This is a genomic window from Pseudomonas brassicacearum (assembly GCF_003732175.1).
Taxonomy (GTDB): domain Bacteria; phylum Pseudomonadota; class Gammaproteobacteria; order Pseudomonadales; family Pseudomonadaceae; genus Aquipseudomonas; species Aquipseudomonas brassicacearum_G.
Window position 1 is genome coordinate 106,556 of sequence record NZ_MOBI01000028.1, and the last position, 18,593, is coordinate 125,148.

Below are 18,593 nucleotides of genomic sequence, written 5' to 3' on the forward strand. Positions count from 1 at the left end.
TGATCTTCAACCCGCCAGCATCGGGTAGGTAAAGAGACCAAAGTGCAGCAGATTCAAGCCAAAGTGCGTGGCGATGGCGGCCCCCAGCCCACCGAAACGGTACGCCAGCCCGTAACCGACCCCGGCAAGGCTCGCCAGCAGCACCCATTGCCAGCCAGCGCCGAGGTGCGCCAGACCGAACAACAATGTAGCGCCAAGCAGGGCGAGGTGTTCACCGTGGCGCAGGTGCTTCAGGCAGCGACTCAAACCGCCCTGGATGTAACCGCGAAACAGCGCCTCCTCGACCAGCGTCACCAGTAGCAGGTTGTTCAGCACCCAGAGCCAGGCTTGATCGGGCCACTTCGGCGCCCAACTGATCATGCCCAGCAGCAGCGCGCCACCCAGAGCAGTCAGCACGCTCAAGGTCAGTGCCGCGGCGGTGGCATAAAGTGAAAGGCGCAGGGAGCGGCGCCCGACAATCCACGGGCACACCAGCAACAGCCAGAAGCCAATCAGTGGTTTGTCCAGATTCAGGTACATGGAAAACGGTGCGGCATCAGCGCTGAAGCGTTCCGGGCCGATACCGCGACCGTTGTAGAAACCGGGAAGCCAGTGCATGGCCAGCGCCACCGCCAGGAAAACGAACAGGCCGTGACCCAGGACGCGGCCGACCTGGATCTGTGGTTGGCGAACGGCAAAACCGGCAAACACTAACAACCCGATGGAGATGGCCGCCAGCCAGCCGAGGTGGCTGTAGATCAGGGCCAGTGCGTAGCCGATGGAGAGGAGTGCCAGGTAGAGCCATGGCAGAGCAATCATGTTAAGTCCTTGTTCCCGGGATTTTGCAGTGTGACGTGATCCACTGTGGGAGCGAGCCTGCTCGCGATAGCGTACTGACAGTCGACATCAATGTTGAATGTAATTGCCTCATCGTCGGATCGCCGCCCGGAGCAGGCTCGCTCCCACAAGAAGCAGGTGCGATTAAAGGGACGTTCGCGAAGCAAACAAAAACACCGCCCAAAGGCGGTGTTTTTGTCAGTGCGACATTATGAAGCAATCAACTGCCGCAACACATAATGCAGTATCCCTCCCGCCTTGAAGTATTCCACTTCGTTCAACGTGTCGATCCGGCACAACACATCCACCTTCTCGCTGCTGCCGTCCTCGCGGGTGATCACCAGCGTCAGGTTCATTCGCGGCGTCAGTTCGACGCCCGTCAGCCCTTGAATATCGAGAGTCTCCTTGCCGGTCAGGTTCAGGCTCTTGCGGTTCTGGTCGAGCTTGAATTGCAGCGGCAGTACGCCCATGCCCACCAGGTTGGAGCGGTGAATCCGTTCGAAGCTCTCGGCAATCACCGCTTTGACGCCCAGCAGGTTGGTACCCTTGGCCGCCCAGTCACGGCTTGAGCCGGTGCCGTATTCTTGACCCGCAATCACCACCAGCGGAGTGCCCGCCGCTTGATAGCGCATGGCGGCATCGTAGATCGGCAGTTTTTCACCGGTCGGAATGTAGAGCGTATTACCGCCTTCTTCGCCGCCAAGCATTTCGTTGCGAATACGGATGTTGGCAAACGTGCCGCGCATCATCACTTCATGGTTACCGCGACGTGAGCCGTAAGAGTTGAAGTCTCGCGGTTCCACACCCTGTTCACGCAGGTAGCGTCCGGCCGGGCTATCGGACTTGATGTTGCCGGCGGGGGAGATGTGGTCGGTGGTCACCGAGTCGCCGAGCAGCGCCAGTACGCGTGCACCGCTGATGTCCTGAATCACCGGCAGGGGGCCGGAAATGTTGTCGAAGAATGGCGGATGCTGGATGTAGGTGGAATCCTTCTGCCAGACGTAGGTCGCCGCTTGTGGGACTTCGATGGCTTGCCACTGCGCGTCCCCGGCAAACACCTCGGCGTATTCCTTGTGGAACATCGCGGTGTCGACCTGCGCCACGGCGTCGGCGATTTCCTTGCTGCTCGGCCAGATGTCCCGCAGGTACACCGGTTTGCCATCCTTGCCTTCACCCAGCGACTCGCTGCTGATGTCCATGCGCACGCTGCCGGCCAAGGCATACGCGACGACCAACGGAGGGGAGGCCAGCCAGTTGGTTTTCACCAATGGGTGCACGCGACCTTCGAAGTTGCGGTTGCCGGACAGCACCGAGGCAACGGCCAGGTCGGAGCTCTGGATGGCTTTTTCAATCGGTTCCAGCAACGGCCCGGAGTTACCGATACAGGTGGTGCAGCCGTAGCCGACCAGAGAAAAGCCCAGTTCATCGAGGTATTGGGTCAGGCCAGCGGCCTTGTAGTAGTCGGTGACTACCTTGGAACCCGGCGCCAGAGAACTCTTCACCCAGGGTTTGCGCTTGAGGCCTTTCTCCACGGCTTTTTTGGCCACCAGCCCGGCAGCCATCATCACGCTTGGGTTGGAGGTGTTGGTGCAAGAGGTGATGGCGGCAATCACCACGGCACCGTTTTTCAGCCGATACGTCTGGCCCTCGTACTCGTAATCCGCCTCGCTCACGAGATCGGCATTGCCGACGGCGACGCCACCGCCACCTTCGCTTTCGAGGCGGCCTTCTTCCTTGCTGGTGGGGCGGGCGGGCTTGACTTGCAGGCCGAGGAAGTCAGTGAACGCCTGGGCGACATTCGGCAGCGCCACCCGGTCTTGCGGGCGTTTGGGGCCGGCGAGGCTGGCTTCGACGCTGTTCATGTCCAGCGCCAGGCTGTCAGTAAACACCGGCTCTTGGCCGGGCAGACGCCACAGGCCCTGGGTTTTGCAGTAGGCCTCGACCAGTTTCACCACGGCGGCGGGGCGACCGGACAGGCGCAGGTACTCCAGCGTCACGTCGTCCACCGGGAAAAAACCGCAGGTGGCGCCATATTCCGGGGCCATGTTGGCGATGGTCGCACGATCCGCCAACGGCAACTCGGCGAGGCCGTCGCCATAAAATTCGACGAATTTGCCGACCACGCCTTTCTTGCGCAGCATCTGGGTGACGGTCAGCACCAGGTCAGTGGCGGTAATACCTTCCTTGAGTTTGCCGGTGAGTTTGAAACCGATCACTTCCGGGATCAGCATCGACACCGGTTGGCCAAGCATCGCTGCTTCCGCTTCGATCCCGCCAACCCCCCAGCCGAGTACGCCGAGGCCGTTGATCATGGTGGTGTGGGAATCGGTGCCGACCAGCGTATCCGGGAAGGCATAGGTGCGGCCGTCCTCATCCTTGGTCCACACCGTGCGACCAAGGTATTCCAGGTTGACCTGGTGACAGATGCCCGTGCCCGGCGGCACGACGCTGAAGTTATCAAAGGCACTCTGGCCCCAGCGCAGAAAGGCATAACGCTCGCCATTACGCTGCATCTCGATGTCGACGTTCTGGGTGAAGGCCGTGCTGCTGGCGAATTTGTCGACCATCACCGAGTGGTCGATCACCAGGTCCACCGGCGACAGCGGATTGATTCGCTGCGGATCGCCGCCGGCCTTGGCCATGGCGGCGCGCATGGCCGCGAGGTCGACCACCGCCGGTACTCCAGTGAAGTCCTGCATCAACACGCGCGCGGGGCGGTACTGGATTTCCCGGTCGCTGCGCCGTTCTTTGAGCCAGGCGGCGAGGGCCTTGAGGTCGGCGCCGGTGACGGTTTTTTCGTCCTCCCAGCGCAGCAGGTTTTCCAGAAGCACTTTGAGCGACATCGGCAGCTTGTCGAGATCGCCCAAGGACTTTGCGGCTTCCGGAAGGCTAAAGTAATGGTAGGTCTTGTCGTCTATTTTCAGCGTTTTAAGGGTCTTCAGACTATCGAGGGACGGCATTGAAATGACTCCTTTGGGTCCGCACGGCTACGGACTGACGGGACGGACAGAGCCTTTAACCTAGCCCTGTTTGGCAAATCTGGCTAATAACCGGACTCTATGGACAAGTCCGGCGTTGCGAACTCGGCTATCATGCGCCGGTTTTCGTGACAGGCTTTGCTTCAACGCAAGTCTGGGCATCGCGCAGTGGTTGAATGTCTCGCCATCTGCCCAGGAGTAATAATGAACACCCTCTTTATGCATTGCCGGCCAGGCTTCGAAGGCGAAGTCTGTTCCGAGATTTCCGAACACGCCGCGCGGCTGAACGTGGCCGGTTATGCCAAGGCCAAAACCGCCAGTGCCTGCGCCGAGTTTGTCTGCACCGAAGAAGATGGCGCCGAGCGCCTGATGCGCGGCCAGCGTTTCGCCGAGCTGATTTTTCCGCGCCAATGGGCGCGCGGGATCTTCATCGATCTGCCGGAAACCGACCGCATCAGCGTGATCCTCGCTCATCTGGCGAGCTTCCCGACCTGCGGCAGTCTGTGGCTGGAAGTGGTTGATACCAACGACGGCAAAGAGCTGTCGAACTTCTGCAAGAAATTCGAAGGCCCGCTGCGCAAGGCGCTGACCGGCGCCGGCAAACTGGTGGAAGACGCCAACAAGCCGCGTTTGTTGCTGACCTTCAAAAGCGGCCGTGAAGTATTCGTAGGTCTGGCCGAGGCCAACAACTCGGCGATGTGGCCGATGGGCATTCCGCGGTTGAAGTTCCCGCGTGAAGCGCCAAGCCGTTCGACCCTGAAGCTGGAAGAAGCGTGGCACCACTTCATCCCGCGTGATCAGTGGGACGAGCGCCTGCACAGTGACATGACTGGCGTTGACCTGGGCGCTGCGCCTGGCGGCTGGACCTGGCAACTGGTCAACCGCGGCATGTTGGTGACTGCTATCGATAACGGCCCAATGGCTGAAAGCCTGATGGACACCGGGCTGGTTCAGCACTTGATGGCGGACGGTTTTACCTTCAAGCCCAAGCAACCGGTGGACTGGATGGTCTGCGACATCGTCGAGAAACCGGCGCGCAACGCGGCGATGCTGGAAGAGTGGATTGGCGAGGGGCATTGCCGCGAGGCGGTGGTCAACCTGAAGCTGCCGATGAAGCAACGTTATGCTGAAGTGAAGCGCTTGCTTGAGCGCATTGCAGAAGGCTTCAAGGCGCGTGGCATTCGGGTCGATATCGGCTGCAAACAGCTGTACCACGACCGGGAAGAAGTGACCTGCCATTTGCGCCGGCATGACATAAAGAAACCGAAAACCCGCTGATTCACCCGGCCCCATGTGGGAGCGAGCCTGCTCGCGATAGCGGTGTAACAATCAACATTGATATTGAATGTTATGGCCCTATCGCGAGCAGGCTCGCTCCCACAGATGTCACAGATGACCGAGCACCCGGTTTTGCGCGACAATGCCGGCCAGTTTCAGGAGTGAATCATGAGTGAAATGATTGATACGCCGGTAGACGGCACCCTCGACGCCACCGGCCTCAATTGCCCGGAGCCGGTGATGATGCTGCACCAGCACGTGCGCGACCTGCCGGCTGGCGGTCTGCTGAAGGTGATCGCCACCGACCCGTCGACCCGTCGCGATATCCCGAAGTTCTGCGTGTTTCTTGGCCATGAACTGGTCGAGCAACAGGAAGACGCCGGGACCTATCTGTACTGGATTCGCAAGAAGTCCGATTAACGGACCCGAAAAAAAGGCCTGCGTTTGCAGGCCTTCTTTTTACCGTCGGTTAACCCGCTGACTGATGCGGATTCGCTTGCGCGCACTGCGCGTCAGGCGGATCGACAGCATCAGCGCCGCGCAGCTCAGGCCTGCAATCAGACCTTGCCACAGCCCGCTCGGGCCGCTGGCCGGGCCGAACCAGTCGGTCAACCCCAGCACGTACCCCACCGGCAGGCCGATCCCCCAATAGGCGAACAACGTCAGGACCATGGTCGCCCGGGTGTCCTGGTAACCGCGCAGTGCGCCGGCACAGATCACTTGGATAGCATCGGAAAACTGGTACAGCGCGGCATAGACGATCAGCATCGAGGCGATCTGGATGACGGTCCTGTCGGCGGTGTAGATCGAGGCGACAGGTTCGCGCAGAAGCAGAATCAGGCTCGCCGAGAACGCGGCAAACACCAGCGCCGCGCCCAGGCCGACCTTCGCCGCGAAGCTCGCCTGATACGGGTTCCCGGCCCCCAGTGCCTGACCCACCCGTACGGTGACCGCCATCCCCAGGGAATAAGGAATCATGAACAGCAACGAGCTGATGTTCAGGGCGATCTGGTGCCCGGCCACGACGGTTGATCCGAGGCTGCCGATCAGCAGGGCGATGACCGCAAAGATGCTGGACTCGGCAAATACCGCGATACCGATCGGCAGGCCGATGCCGACCAAACGTTTGATCACCGCCCACTGCGGACGATCGAAACGCACCAGCACACGCGTGGGGGCATAGAAGGGCGCCCAGCGGGTCCAGCCGGCCATGCTCAGCGCCATGAACCACATGACGATGCCGCTGGCCCAGCCGCAACCGACACCGCCGAGGGCCGGCAGGCCGAAATGGCCATAGATCAGCGCGTAGTTCACTGGAATATTGAGCAATAAACCACCCAGGCCAATGACCATGCTTGGACGGGTGCGACCCATGGCATCGCTGTAGCAGCGCAGTACGTAGTAGAAGGCAATGCCGGGAAAGCCGAAGGCGATACCGTGCAAGTAGCCCATGCTCGGCTCAATCAGCTGCGGGTCGACTTTCATCCAGTGCAGGATCGGCTCGGCGCCAAGCAGCAGGCCACTGCCTATCAGTCCGACGCAGAGCGCCAGCCACAAGGCCTGGCGTGCCAGAGGCGCGATCTCGTCGTGCTGCTTTGCGCCAAAACGTTGGGCGATCTTGGGGGTGGTGGCCAGCAGAACCCCGGTCATCAGCAGGTAGATCGGAATCCAGATCGAATTACCCAGTGCGACCGCCGCCAGGTCCCGTGGGCTGACTCTGCCCGCCATCACTGCATCGACGAAACCCATGGCGGTGGTTGCCAGTTGCGCGATCATGATCGGCAGCGCCAGGCCAAGCAGGCTTTTAAGCTCCAGGCGAACCCGGGCCGGGCGGTTGAGGGAAGTAGCGGCGAGGCTGTCAGTCACGGAATTCACAGGCGAAGCGTCCAAAGGGGTTTGATGCGCAAGGCGGCGCATTCTACGCATTGACGCCGTAGTCAGGAAAATTCCTGTGTTGTGGATTTGTAAAGCTCATCCACCCTGCGGGAGCTGCGCTACACTGCCGATCCGCCAAAGGAGCCTGCCATGCTGATTGTTGCCGACGAAAATATCCCGCTGCTCGATGCGTTCTTTGAAGGTTTCGGTGAAATACGCCGCGTACCGGGACGCTCCATCGACCGTGCCACTGTCGAACAGGCCGATGTGCTACTGGTGCGGTCGGTGACCAACGTCGACCGCGACTTGCTCGAAGGCAGCAACGTGCGGTTTGTCGGCACCTGCACCATTGGTACGGATCACCTGGATCTGGATTACTTTCAGCAGGCCGGCATCACCTGGTCCCGCGCGCCGGGTTGCAATGCCCGGGGCGTGGTCGACTACGTGTTGGGCAGCCTGCTGACCCTGGCCGAAATCGAAGGCGTCGATCTGACCGAGCGCACTTACGGGGTGGTCGGTGCCGGTGAAGTCGGTGGTCGGCTGGTCAAGGTTCTGCAAGGTCTGGGCTGGAAAGTGCTGGTCTGCGATCCGCCGCGTCAGGCGGCCGAAGGGGGTGAATTCGTCAGCCTGGAGCAGATCATCGGGCAATGCGACGTTATCAGTTTGCACACCCCGTTGAGCAACAACGCCGAACATTCAACCTGGCACCTGTTTGACCAAAACCGCTTGAACCAGCTCAAACCTGGCGCCTGGCTGATCAATGCCAGCCGAGGTCCGGTGGTGGACAACACCGCGCTGCGTGAAGTGCTGCTTGCGCGCGAAGACCTGCAAGCGGTGCTCGACGTGTGGGAAGGCGAGCCGAGCGTCGATATCGGCTTGGCCGAGCTGTGTGTGATCGCTACCCCGCATATCGCCGGTTACAGCCTCGACGGCAAGCAGCGCGGGACCGCGCAGATCTATCAGGCGTTTTGCCAGTTCCTCGGGCAGCCGGCTCAGGTCTCCCTTGATCAGTTGTTGCCGGCACCGTGGCTGGCGCAAGTTCACTTGAACGCCAGTTGTGATCCGGCCTGGGCCTTGGCGATGGTCTGCCGTGGCGTGTACGACCCGCGCCGTGATGACGCGGATTTCCGCCGCAGCCTGGTGGTCAGCGGTGCCGAACAGCGCACGGCGTTTGACTTGCTGCGCAAGCATTACCCTGAGCGGCGCGAGATTGACGGGCTGAAGGTGCGCATTGAGGGTGAGTCGCCGGCATTGCGGCAAATGGTGGCGGCGCTTGGGGCGGTGGCTGTCTAGGGATCGAGTCGACCTCATCGCGAGCAAGCTCGCTCCCACAGTGGATTTTCGGTGTTCACAAAACCCTGTGGGAGCGAGCTTGCTCGCGATGAGTCCCTGACAGACGACATTACTCTCAAACGGGTAATAAAAAACCCGGCCAAGGGGCCGGGTCGGAAGACGTAAGGCTATGTATCAATCTTGCTTGGCAGGCTTGACCAACCGTTGTTCCAGTTCGCGGCACGCACTCTGGATCATGTCTTCAGTGATCGGCACTTCGCGCCCCTGGGCGTCAATAATGGCGCATCCCAGAGACTGGTGTGGCTGCGTGCGAATCACTTGAACTTTGTCATCGCTGCTATTTTGCAAGGACATGGCCTGTCTCCTCATCAGGTTGTGCATTTACTGTAGAACCACCAAATGACCAAGCTGTGACAACTCCCTACAGGGGACAAGGCGGCAGTACCAGTCCATCAGAAATAACCTCGGACTTCTAGCCGGACTTTAGACCGATAACATCTAGGCTCTATTGTCTGCGGTCATATTTAACCTGACTCATTGTGATTTACAGCGTTGCGGCGGATCGACCGGTGTAGGCTTGGCCGGGTTGATTCTTTCAGTTTGTGCTTTCGGATGATCCTGATGCTGTCTGCCCGTCACCGCCGCGCGATTCGCCTGGCCAGTCGTTTTGTTGCACCTTACCGTTGGCAGGCGCTCGGTGCCTTGCTGGCGCTGATTGTCACTGCCGGCATTACCTTGTCCATGGGGCAGGGCATTCGCCTGTTGGTGGACCAGGGCTTCATGACCCAGTCACCGCAGTTGCTCAACCAGTCCATCGGCGTGTTCATGTTGCTGGTGTTGGGCCTTGCGATCGGCACTTTTATGCGTTTTTACCTGGTGTCGTGGATCGGTGAGCGTTGCGTGGCCGATATCCGCCAACAGGTGTTCAATCATTTGATCTACCTGCATCCGGGGTTCTACGAGAACAACCGCAGCTCCGAGATCCAGTCGCGTCTGACGGCCGATACCACACTGCTGCAATCGGTGATCGGCTCGTCGCTGTCGCTGTTCCTGCGCAATTTGCTGATGGTCATCGGCGGAGTCGTGCTGCTGTTTATCACCAACCCGAAACTCACCAGCATTGTGGTGGTGACGCTGCCGTTGGTGATCGCACCGATTCTGATCTTCGGTCGCCGGGTTCGCCGCCTGTCGCGCTTGAGTCAGGATCGCATTGCCGACATCGGCAGCTATGTGTCGGAATCGCTCGGCCAGATCAAGACCGTGCAGGCCTATAACCATCAGGTGCAGGACGAACAACGCTTCGCCGTCACCGTGGAAGAGGCTTTCGATACCGCACGCAAACGTATCGTCCAGCGCGCCTGGCTGATAACCCTGGTGATCATGCTGGTGCTGGGGGCGGTCGCGGTGATGCTGTGGGTCGGCGGCATGGACGTGATGGCCGGGCGCATTTCCGCGGGTGAGCTGGCGGCCTTCGTGTTCTACAGCCTGATCGTCGGCAGTGCCTTTGGCACTTTGAGCGAAGTGATTGGCGAGCTGCAGCGGGCGGCCGGCGCGGCTGAACGAATTGCCGAGTTGCTGCGCTCGGAAAACATCATCCAGCCACCGGTCTCGGGGCAAGTGACATTGCCTGATCGAGTGCGTGGCGATTTGCTGCTCGAAGATCTACGTTTTTCCTACCCGTCACGGCCCGAAAGCTACGCTATCGATGGTTTGAGTCTGGCCATCAAGGCCGGCGAAACCCTCGCGCTGGTCGGACCTTCAGGGGCCGGCAAGTCGACGGTTTATGACCTGCTGTTGCGCTTTTACGATCCGATAGCGGGCCGCATCCTGCTCGATGGCGTGCCGCTGACCCAGCTTGATCCTATGGATTTGCGCCGTTGTTTCGCGCTGGTGTCGCAAAGCCCGGCGCTGTTCTTCGGCAGCATCGAAGAGAACATCCGCTATGGCAAACCCTCGGCAACCCTGGCCCAGGTCCAGGAAGCGGCGAAGATTGCCTACGCCCACGACTTCATCGAAAAAATGCCTGATGGCTACCAGACGCATCTGGGCGACGGCGGTCTCGGACTTTCCGGTGGTCAGCGTCAGCGCCTGGCCATCGCCCGGGCATTATTGGTGGATGCACCGATCCTGCTGCTGGACGAAGCCACCAGCGCCCTCGATGCGCAAAGTGAATACCTGATCCAGCAAGCGCTGCCCCGCTTGATGAGAAACCGCACGACGCTGGTCATCGCCCATCGCCTGGCCACGGTAAAAAACGCCGACCGGATCGCGGTGATGGACCAGGGAAAACTGGTAGCGGTGGGTACGCACCACGAACTGATCGCCAGCAATGCGCTGTATGCGCGGCTGGCGGCGTTGCAGTTTGTGGGCGCTGCCGAAGACGGCGAACCTTCGGCAGCGCCTACATAACCGGTATTACCGGTTATTGATCGTCGAAATACCGCTCATGCCAATCCACCAGCGGCTGCGGTGAGTTGAGCTTCTGGCCGTAGATCACCGAGTAGGAGAGCACGTTCTGTACGTACTGGCGGGTTTCGTCGAACGGGATGCTTTCGACCCAGACGTCGAAGCTCAGGTGGTTGGCACCGCTTAGCCACTGGCGAACACGGCCGGGGCCGGCGTTGTAGGCGGCGGTGGCGAGGACACGGTTGCCGTTGAACTGGCTGTGGACCTGACTCAGGTAGGCCGCGCCGAGCTGGATGTTTTTGTCCGGCTCCAGCACTTGCTGCGGCGAGGCCAGCGGAATACTGAACTTGCGCGCGGTTTCCTTGGCGGTGCCGGGCATCAACTGCATCAGACCGCTGGCGCCGACGCCGGAGCGGGCGTCGTCCATGAAGGCGCTTTCCTGGCGGGTAATGGCGAACACCCAGCTCGAATGCAGGCCGCGGACATTGGCTTCACGTACCAGAGTATCGCGGTGAGCCATCGGGAAACGAATGTCCAGGTCATCCCAGTACTGCGCCTGGCTGATGGTGCGGATCGCCGGGAAATACCATTTCAGGTCGTACGCCAGTTTTGCCTGGGCAACCATTTCGTCACGGCTAAAGTGACGGCTGACGTGATACCACTCGCGGCGCCCGTCGACGATCTGCCCCCGGGCAAGGAATTCCAGCGCCCGACGGATACCCGGTGTATTGCGAACCTTATTGATCAGCGCGGGGCTCAACATCAGCGGTTTGTTGATCAACGAGTAAGGCGATTGCGAACGGTCAGCGGCAAGGAACCCATAGAAGTCACGCTCACGGGCCAGACTCTTGTACAGGGTTTGCGCTTCCGGGTTTTGTGGTTGGGCCAGCTCCAGGCTTCGGGCCTTCCAGTAACGCCAGCGATTGGTAAGGGCCAAATCCTGTGGCAGACGGCGGGTCAACTGATAGGCGTCGTCCCAACGTGCCAGGCGCAACAGCAAGCGCAAACGCCATTCGGATACGGTGTTGTCGCGCAGCTCCGGGTCGTATTTGGTCATCACGTCTAGGGCGCGGCTGTCGAAGCGACGGGCCAGGGTCAGGCCGATTTCACGGGCGATAGCGACCTTTTCTGCGCTGGAAAAGTGCATGCTGGCGGCATAGCTGTCGAGCAGGGCCATCGCGCGGTCCGGATCCTGGCGGGCGAAGCGGCGCAGGCCAAGGCTGACAATGTCGGACATGGCTTCATCGGCCGGGGTGAAGCGCGAAGGCTGGTCAAGCATTTCGGGTCTTTGCGCGACGTCTACCAATAAACGTCCACGCGATGCCAGGGTGGTCATGTTGTTGATCAAACTGTTGGCCAGCGCGTAGTTGCGTGCGTGAGCGGCGAGTTTGAGGCGTTCCCAGCGTTTCTGTTCGGTCAGTTGACCCTCGGCGGCCCATTGCGCAAACAACGAGTCGCAGGTTTCAGGCTGGGATTTGCCGGTCAGCCAAAGCTTGTCAGCGTTGGCGTAACCTTCGGACTTGAGGTTGTGACCGATCTGGTATTGCGCATTCAGGCAGTCCAGTTCGGTGAAATTGAGCTTGGGGTCGTAGTATTTGACGAAGGTCGACCAGTCACCCCGTTCAGCCAGCCAGCGCAACCAGCGCAATTTCATCCAGTTGGCTTGCGGCAGGTCGCCGTGCTCGGCGAGGAATCTTTCGATTTCATCGTTGCTCGCGGTTTTCAGGCGCGCCGTCAACTCGTCATAGGCCAGATACGGCTCCAGCGGGTAATCGCTCAGCTCCTGGCTGTAGCGAAAATACGGGCCTGTATCGCCTTTGGCCAAGGCGCGCTTGGCTTCGTCGTAATACTGGCGTTGGGTAGACAAGTCCACCGCCTGGGCGGATTGAACGGCAGCGGCAGAAAGAATCAAACAGGATAAAAAACTGAAAAGGCGACTGCGCATGAGACGTCCGGGCAGAAAAAACACGACAAGTGCCTGCAAATGCCAGCACTGATTATTTATAGCTTAGCCTTTTGCCAGCAACCGGTGAAAGCTTTGCCGGCTCGTCGGTACAAGATCGCAACAATTGTTGTGCAGAGTGCTTCGACATTGAAAATGCCGGCCTTCTGACGTCGCAAGTCAGGTAGAATGCGCGCCCGGTTTTTGGAGAAGCTCATGACCCTGCTCAAATTCAGCGATGTGTCCCTTGCTTTCGGCGCTATGCCGTTGTTGGACAAGGTGTCCTGGCAGATCGCCCGTGGTGAGCGGGTGTGCATCATCGGCCGCAACGGCACTGGCAAATCCAGCATGATGAAGCTGGTCAAGGGCGATCAGAAGCCTGATGACGGCTCCGTCTGGCGCGCACCAGGCCTCAAGATCGGCGAATTACCGCAAGAACTGCCGGTGGCCGACGAGCGGACAGTGTTCGACGTGGTTGCCGAAGGCCTGGACGGTGTGGGCGAGCTGCTTGCGCAGTATCACCACCTGAGCCAGAACATCGTGACCGACGCTGATCTGGACAAACTGATGCACGTCCAGCACGACCTCGAAGCTCGCGATGGCTGGCGTTTGCAGCAATTGGTCGACAGCACCTTGAGCCGCCTGCAATTACCGGCTGACAAGACCCTCGCCGAATTGTCCGGGGGCTGGCGCCGTCGCGTCCTGCTGGCGCAGGCCCTGGTTTCCGAACCGGATCTGCTGCTGCTCGACGAACCGACCAACCACCTGGACATCGGTGCCATCGCTTGGCTCGAAGAGGCCTTGAAGGATTTCCAGGGCGCCGTGCTGTTCATCACGCACGACCGTTCTTTCCTGCAAAACCTGGCAACCCGCATCCTGGAACTGGATCGCGGCGGCCTGATCGACTGGAACGGCGACTACGCCAGCTTCCTCGTTCACAAGGAAGCCACGCTGGCCGCTGAAGAAACCGCCAACGCGTTGTTCGACAAGAAGCTGGCCCAGGAAGAAGTCTGGATCCGTCAGGGCATCAAGGCTCGTCGCACCCGTAACGAAGGTCGCGTTCGTGCCCTCAAGGCTCTGCGCGTCGAGCGTAGCGAGCGTCGTGAGCGGACCGGCAAGGCCAATATTCAGCTGGATACCGCTGACAAGTCCGGCAAGCAGGTGATGGTCCTCGAGAACGTCAGCTTCGCCCACCCGGATGGCCCGTTCCTGATCAAGGATTTCTCCATGGTCTTGCAGCGTGGCGACCGTATCGGTCTGCTGGGCGCCAACGGTACTGGCAAAACCACCTTGCTGAAGTTGATGCTCAGCGGTTTGCAGCCGACCAGCGGTACGGTTGAAGAGGGCACTCGCATCGATGTGGCCTATTTCGACCAGCTGCGCCATCAGCTGGATCTGGAAAAGACCGTGATCGACAACGTCGCCGAAGGTCGCGACTTTATCGATATCGACGGGCAGAGCCGTCACGTACTGAGCTACCTCGGCGACTTCCTGTTCAGCCCGCAGCGTGCCCGCACGCCGGTCAAGGCATTGTCGGGTGGTGAGCGTGCGCGTTTGTTGCTGGCCAAGTTGTTCAGCAAGCCGGCTAACCTGCTGGTACTCGACGAACCGACCAACGACCTCGACGTGGAAACGCTCGAGCTGCTGGAAGAGGTCTTGCTGACCTTCAACGGCACCGTGCTGATGGTCAGCCACGACCGGGCATTCCTCGACAACGTGGTCACCAGTACCCTGGTCTTCGAAGGTGAAGGCAAGGTTCGTGAATACGTCGGTGGTTATCAGGACTGGCTGCGTCAGGGTGGCTCGCCGCGCCTGTTGGGCGTGACCGAGAGCAAATCCGGCAAGGCAGACCTGAACTCTGCGGTCGTCAGTGCGGCGCCTGCGCCAGTGGTCGCTCAAGAAGCGCCAGTGGCCAAGAAAAAGCTCAGCTACAAGCTGCAGCGTGAACTGGAAGCGCTGCCGGGCGATATCGACGCCAAGGAACAGCAAATCGCCGCGGTGCAAGCCGAAATGGCCGATGCTGCTTTCTATCAGCGTCCTGCTGCCGAAACCGCCAAGGTCATCGCGCAGCTTGAGCAACTGCAAGCGGAACTCGATGCACTGGTCGAGCGCTGGGCCGAGCTGGATGCCTGATTGATCCGTTGCTGATGTAAAAAAGCCCGACGTTCATCGCTGAACGTCGGGCTTTTCATATGCAATACGATCTAATGTGGGAGCTGGCTTGCCTGCGATGGCATCACCTCAGCCTTTGCATTGGCTGTAATGGCCCTATCGCGGGCAAGCCCGGCTCCCACACTGGATCTCCATTTGGACGTATTCAGCTTTTGATCAGGCGCACTGCCAGTACATCGCAAGGCGCACCATGCAGCACGTCATTGGCGGTGGAGCCCAGCAGCAGTGCGAGGCCGTGGCGGCCATGACTGCCCACGACGATCAGGTCGCACTCCTGTTCCTTGGCCATATGATGGATTTCCTGGCGTGGCTGGCCATAGGTCAAGTGGCTGTATTCTTTGGAAAGTTCAGGATATTTGTTGATCAGGCGCTCGAGGCGCTCCTTGGCCTGGTCGAATTGCTGTTGCTGCAATTGCGACAGGTCCATCGGCACGTCACCACCAAAGGCCATGGCCATCGGTTCGACAATATGAACCAGGGACAATTTGGCACCGTTGCTGACCGATAACTCGCGAGCACGGTGAATCACAGGATCGCACTCTTCGGTTAGATCTACGGCGACCAGAATATGGTGGTAGGGCATGAGGTGCTCCTCCTGAGGATTGCGATAACGGTAAGTATGGCTGGTTTCAAGCGGATCGGTTCCGACAGGGATCAATCTGCCCATCAAGATTCGGGAGTACAGATATGACGGTCTGGATAGTGGTGTCAATCCTCGCAGTGGTGCTGAGCCCGCTGGCATGGCTGCGGCCTTCGCGTAAACAGGGGGGGCAGATGGCCTTGCGCATGGAGGCGCGGCGTATTGGCCTGGCCATGCAGCTGGCGCCGCAGGAGTGGCCGCATTGGCTGGAGCCAGCGCCGCCCAGCCCGTGTGCGCAATATCATCGTCCGCGGCGGGGCAATCAGCCGGCGTGCTGGATTTATTGGCAAAGTGCACCGGGTGTGTGGGTCAATCAATGGCGAGAGGTTTGTCAGGATGAGTCGTTGCTGATTCATTTCCGGAAGTTGCCGGCCAACGTCTACAAGATTGAGGCCGACAAGCAAATGATCACGTTGTATTGGGGGGAGCGGGGCGAGGCCAGTGTTTTGAATGAGATCGATGCAGTGCTGAAGGCATTAGCCTGAAACGCAGCGCCTACACACAGGCAATAAAAAGCCCGACATCGTCATCGGGCTGGAGTGGCCAGGCAGGCCGGTAATTCGCTGAATCGTCACGCTGTCCGAGGCGTGGCGTTGATCTTGCGCTTGGCGTTCGCCATAAGCGCTTCTGTTTTTCGTTAAACGTCCCCGGCCAGCGTAGCTTGTATTTCGAGTTGCGCAGCTAATTAGGGCGACGTTTCTAAATATTGATTCTATGAATGGTTGAACATGCATCCGCGTGTTGCAGGTCTTCGTGGTACGGATATGACCGTAAAGTCGAGTTACAACCCGCATTTTGGGCGATTGACAATTGTCGGAAATTCCGTGAAGGTGGCGTACCCAAATCAAACGGGCGTATGAATTGAGCGTTTGTATTACAGACGGCTCCTACAGAATCCCGACTATCGCGTTGGCGGGTGTGCCTGGTGGGATGGCGTTAGCATCGACGGTAACGTCCATGCCGAGCCAGAACGTCAGCGTCCGACGTGTACTGTTCAGCTTCCATATCGTGGAGATCAGTTGATGATTTACGAAGGTAAAGCCATCACGGTTAAGGCTCTTGAAAGTGGCATCGTCGAATTGAAATTCGACCTCAAGGGTGAGTCCGTCAACAAGTTCAACCGTCTAACCCTGAACGAACTACGTTCGGCCGTAGACGCCATCAAGGCAGATGCGTCGGTCAAGGGTGTGATCGTCAGCAGTGGCAAGGACGTGTTCATCGTCGGTGCCGACATCACCGAATTTGTCGACAACTTCAAGCTGCCGGATGCAGAGCTGGTTGCTGGCAACCTCGAAGCCAACAAGATTTTCAGCGATTTCGAAGACCTCAATGTTCCAACCGTGGCCGCGATCAACGGCATCGCTTTGGGTGGCGGTCTGGAAATGTGCCTGGCGGCGGACTACCGCGTCATGTCCACCAAGGCCAAGATCGGTCTGCCGGAAGTCAAACTGGGCATCTACCCAGGCTTCGGTGGTACCGTTCGCCTGCCGCGCATCATCGGTGCCGACAACGCCATCGAGTGGATTGCCGCCGGTAAGGAAAACCGTCCGGAAGACGCGCTGAAAGTCGGCGCAGTCGATGCGGTGGTCGCTCCAGAGAAGCTGCAGGAAGCGGCCCTGGAACTGATCAAGCGCGCCATCTCCGGCGAGTTCGATTACAAGGCCAAGCGTCAGCCGAAGCTGGAAAAGCTCAAGCTGAACGCCATTGAGCAAATGATGGCTTTCGAAACCGCCAAAGGTTTCGTGGCCGGTCAGGCTGGCCCGAACTACCCGGCACCGGTTGAAGCGATCAAGACTATCCAGAAAGCCGCGAACTTCGGTCGCGACAAGGCTCTGGAAGTTGAAGCTGCCGGTTTCGTCAAGCTGGCCAAGACCTCTGCTGCGCAGAGCTTGATCGGTCTGTTCCTGAACGATCAGGAGCTGAAGAAAAAAGCCAAGGCCTACGACGAAATCGCCAAAGACGTGAAACAGGCTGCCGTACTCGGCGCCGGTATCATGGGTGGCGGTATCGCTTATCAGTCGGCGTCCAAAGGCACGCCTATCCTGATGAAGGACATCAACGAGCACGGTATCGAGCAGGGTCTGGCTGAAGCCGCGAAACTGCTGGTTGGTCGCGTTGAGAAAGGCCGCATGACCGCAGCCAAAATGGCCGAAGTGCTCAACGGCATTCGTCCAACCCTGTCCTACGGTGATTTCGGCCACGTCGACCTGGTGGTTGAAGCCGTTGTCGAGAACCCTAAGGTCAAGCAAGCGGTATTGGCCGAAGTCGAAGACAAGGTCAAAGAGGACACCATCCTCGCGTCGAACACCTCGACCATTTCCATCAGCCTGTTGGCCAAGGCCCTCAAGCGTCCGGAAAACTTTGTCGGCATGCACTTCTTCAACCCGGTGCACATGATGCCGCTGGTTGAGGTCATTCGTGGCGAGAAGTCCAGCGAGCTGGCTGTTGCCACCACCGTTGCCTATGCCAAGAAAATGGGCAAGAACCCGATCGTCGTCAACGACTGCCCGGGCTTCCTGGTCAACCGCGTTCTGTTCCCGTACTTCGGCGGTTTCGCCAAGTTGGTCAGCGCCGGTGTGGACTTCGTCCGTATCGACAAGATCATGGAAAAATTCGGCTGGCCAATGGGCCCGGCATACCTGATGGACGTGGTCGGTATCGACACCGGTCACCACGGTCGTGACGTGATGGCTGAAGGCTTCCCGGACCGCATGAAAGACGACCGTCGTTCGGCCGTTGACGTGCTCTACGAAGCCAAGCGCCTGGGCCAGAAGAACGGCAAGGGCTTCTACGCCTACGAGACCGACAAGCGCGGCAAGCAGAAGAAAGTAGCCGATCCGTCGGTACTCGAAGTGCTCAAGCCAATCGTCTTCGAACAGCGTGAAGTAACCGACGAAGACATCATCAACTGGATGATGATCCCGCTGTGCCTGGAAACCGTGCGTTGCCTTGAAGACGGCATCGTCGAAACCGCTGCCGAAGCCGACATGGGTCTGGTCTACGGTATTGGTTTCCCTCCATTCCGTGGCGGTGCACTGCGCTACATCGACGCAATCGGTGTTGCAGAGTTCGTTGCCCTGGCTGACCAGTACGCTGATTTGGGCGCGCTGTACCACCCGACCGAGAAGCTGCGCGAGATGGCCAAAAACGGCCAGAGCTTCTTCGGTTAAGCGCCCACACTAGAGCGAGAGTG

General features: G+C 59.5%; 13 protein-coding genes. 7 read left to right on the plus strand and 6 right to left on the minus strand.

Going from position 1 to position 18,593, the window contains the following annotated elements; all coding sequences use genetic code 11:
* Positions 1-6: 6 nt before the first annotated feature.
* Both BK658_RS24970 and acnA read right to left on the minus strand, forming a co-directional pair.
* Entirely contained in the window at positions 7-798 is a 792-nt protein-coding gene (locus BK658_RS24970; protein WP_123584627.1) for a CPBP family intramembrane glutamic endopeptidase, read from the minus strand.
* 227 nt (positions 799-1,025) lie between these two features.
* Positions 1,026-3,776, minus strand: coding sequence for an aconitate hydratase AcnA (gene acnA / locus BK658_RS24975; protein ID WP_123584628.1), 2,751 nt, complete (start codon positions 3,774-3,776; stop codon positions 1,026-1,028).
* Between the two features lie 222 nt (positions 3,777-3,998).
* Between acnA and rlmM the strand changes: the two genes are divergently transcribed.
* Both rlmM and tusA read left to right on the plus strand, forming a co-directional pair.
* Positions 3,999-5,072 carry a 23S rRNA (cytidine(2498)-2'-O)-methyltransferase RlmM gene (gene rlmM / locus BK658_RS24980; RefSeq protein WP_123584629.1) on the plus strand — a complete coding sequence of 358 codons (1,074 nt, stop codon included), beginning with the start codon at positions 3,999-4,001 and terminating at the stop codon, positions 5,070-5,072.
* Between the two features lie 168 nt (positions 5,073-5,240).
* On the plus strand, positions 5,241-5,492 hold the full coding sequence (gene tusA / locus BK658_RS24990) for a sulfurtransferase TusA (RefSeq protein WP_054593199.1): 252 nt from the start codon (positions 5,241-5,243) through the stop codon (positions 5,490-5,492).
* A gap of 39 nt (positions 5,493-5,531) precedes the next feature.
* Here tusA and BK658_RS24995 read toward each other — a convergent pair whose 3' ends face one another.
* Positions 5,532-6,947: an MATE family efflux transporter gene (locus tag BK658_RS24995; protein WP_123584798.1), complete on the minus strand. Its 1,416-nt coding sequence runs from the start codon at positions 6,945-6,947 to the stop codon at positions 5,532-5,534.
* Positions 6,948-7,097: 150 nt separating this feature from the next.
* Between BK658_RS24995 and pdxB the strand changes: the two genes are divergently transcribed.
* On the plus strand, positions 7,098-8,240 hold the full coding sequence (pdxB, locus tag BK658_RS25000; protein WP_123584630.1) for a 4-phosphoerythronate dehydrogenase PdxB: 1,143 nt from the start codon (positions 7,098-7,100) through the stop codon (positions 8,238-8,240).
* Positions 8,241-8,414: 174 nt separating this feature from the next.
* Here the strand turns inward: pdxB and BK658_RS25005 are convergent, their stop codons facing one another.
* Positions 8,415-8,594, minus strand: a complete 180-nt coding sequence (locus BK658_RS25005; protein WP_123584631.1) for a PA1571 family protein — start codon at positions 8,592-8,594, stop codon at positions 8,415-8,417.
* Positions 8,595-8,852: 258 nt separating this feature from the next.
* Here BK658_RS25005 and BK658_RS25010 point away from each other — a divergent pair, with 258 nt between their 5' ends.
* Positions 8,853-10,649, plus strand: coding sequence for an ABC transporter transmembrane domain-containing protein (locus tag BK658_RS25010; RefSeq protein ID WP_185019894.1), 1,797 nt, complete (start codon positions 8,853-8,855; stop codon positions 10,647-10,649).
* Positions 10,650-10,662: 13 nt separating this feature from the next.
* Here the strand turns inward: BK658_RS25010 and BK658_RS25015 are convergent, their stop codons facing one another.
* Complete coding sequence (locus BK658_RS25015; RefSeq protein WP_123584632.1) at positions 10,663-12,591, minus strand: transglycosylase SLT domain-containing protein; 1,929 nt, start codon at positions 12,589-12,591, stop codon at positions 10,663-10,665.
* 213 nt (positions 12,592-12,804) lie between these two features.
* On the opposite strand from BK658_RS25015, the gene BK658_RS25020 reads away from it, so the two are divergent.
* On the plus strand, positions 12,805-14,721 hold the full coding sequence (locus tag BK658_RS25020) for an ATP-binding cassette domain-containing protein (protein WP_123584633.1): 1,917 nt from the start codon (positions 12,805-12,807) through the stop codon (positions 14,719-14,721).
* Positions 14,722-14,905: 184 nt separating this feature from the next.
* Here the strand turns inward: BK658_RS25020 and BK658_RS25025 are convergent, their stop codons facing one another.
* A complete protein-coding gene (locus tag BK658_RS25025; RefSeq protein ID WP_019689573.1) occupies positions 14,906-15,343 on the minus strand; it encodes a universal stress protein in 438 nt (145 codons plus the stop codon).
* Between the two features lie 104 nt (positions 15,344-15,447).
* Here BK658_RS25025 and BK658_RS25030 point away from each other — a divergent pair, with 104 nt between their 5' ends.
* Positions 15,448-15,885 (plus strand): hypothetical protein, encoded by a 438-nt coding sequence (locus tag BK658_RS25030; RefSeq protein WP_123584634.1) that lies wholly within the window; start codon positions 15,448-15,450, stop codon positions 15,883-15,885.
* Positions 15,886-16,422: 537 nt separating this feature from the next.
* Positions 16,423-18,570, plus strand: coding sequence for a fatty acid oxidation complex subunit alpha FadB (gene fadB / locus BK658_RS25040; RefSeq protein ID WP_123584635.1), 2,148 nt, complete (start codon positions 16,423-16,425; stop codon positions 18,568-18,570).
* Positions 18,571-18,593 lie beyond the last annotated feature (23 nt).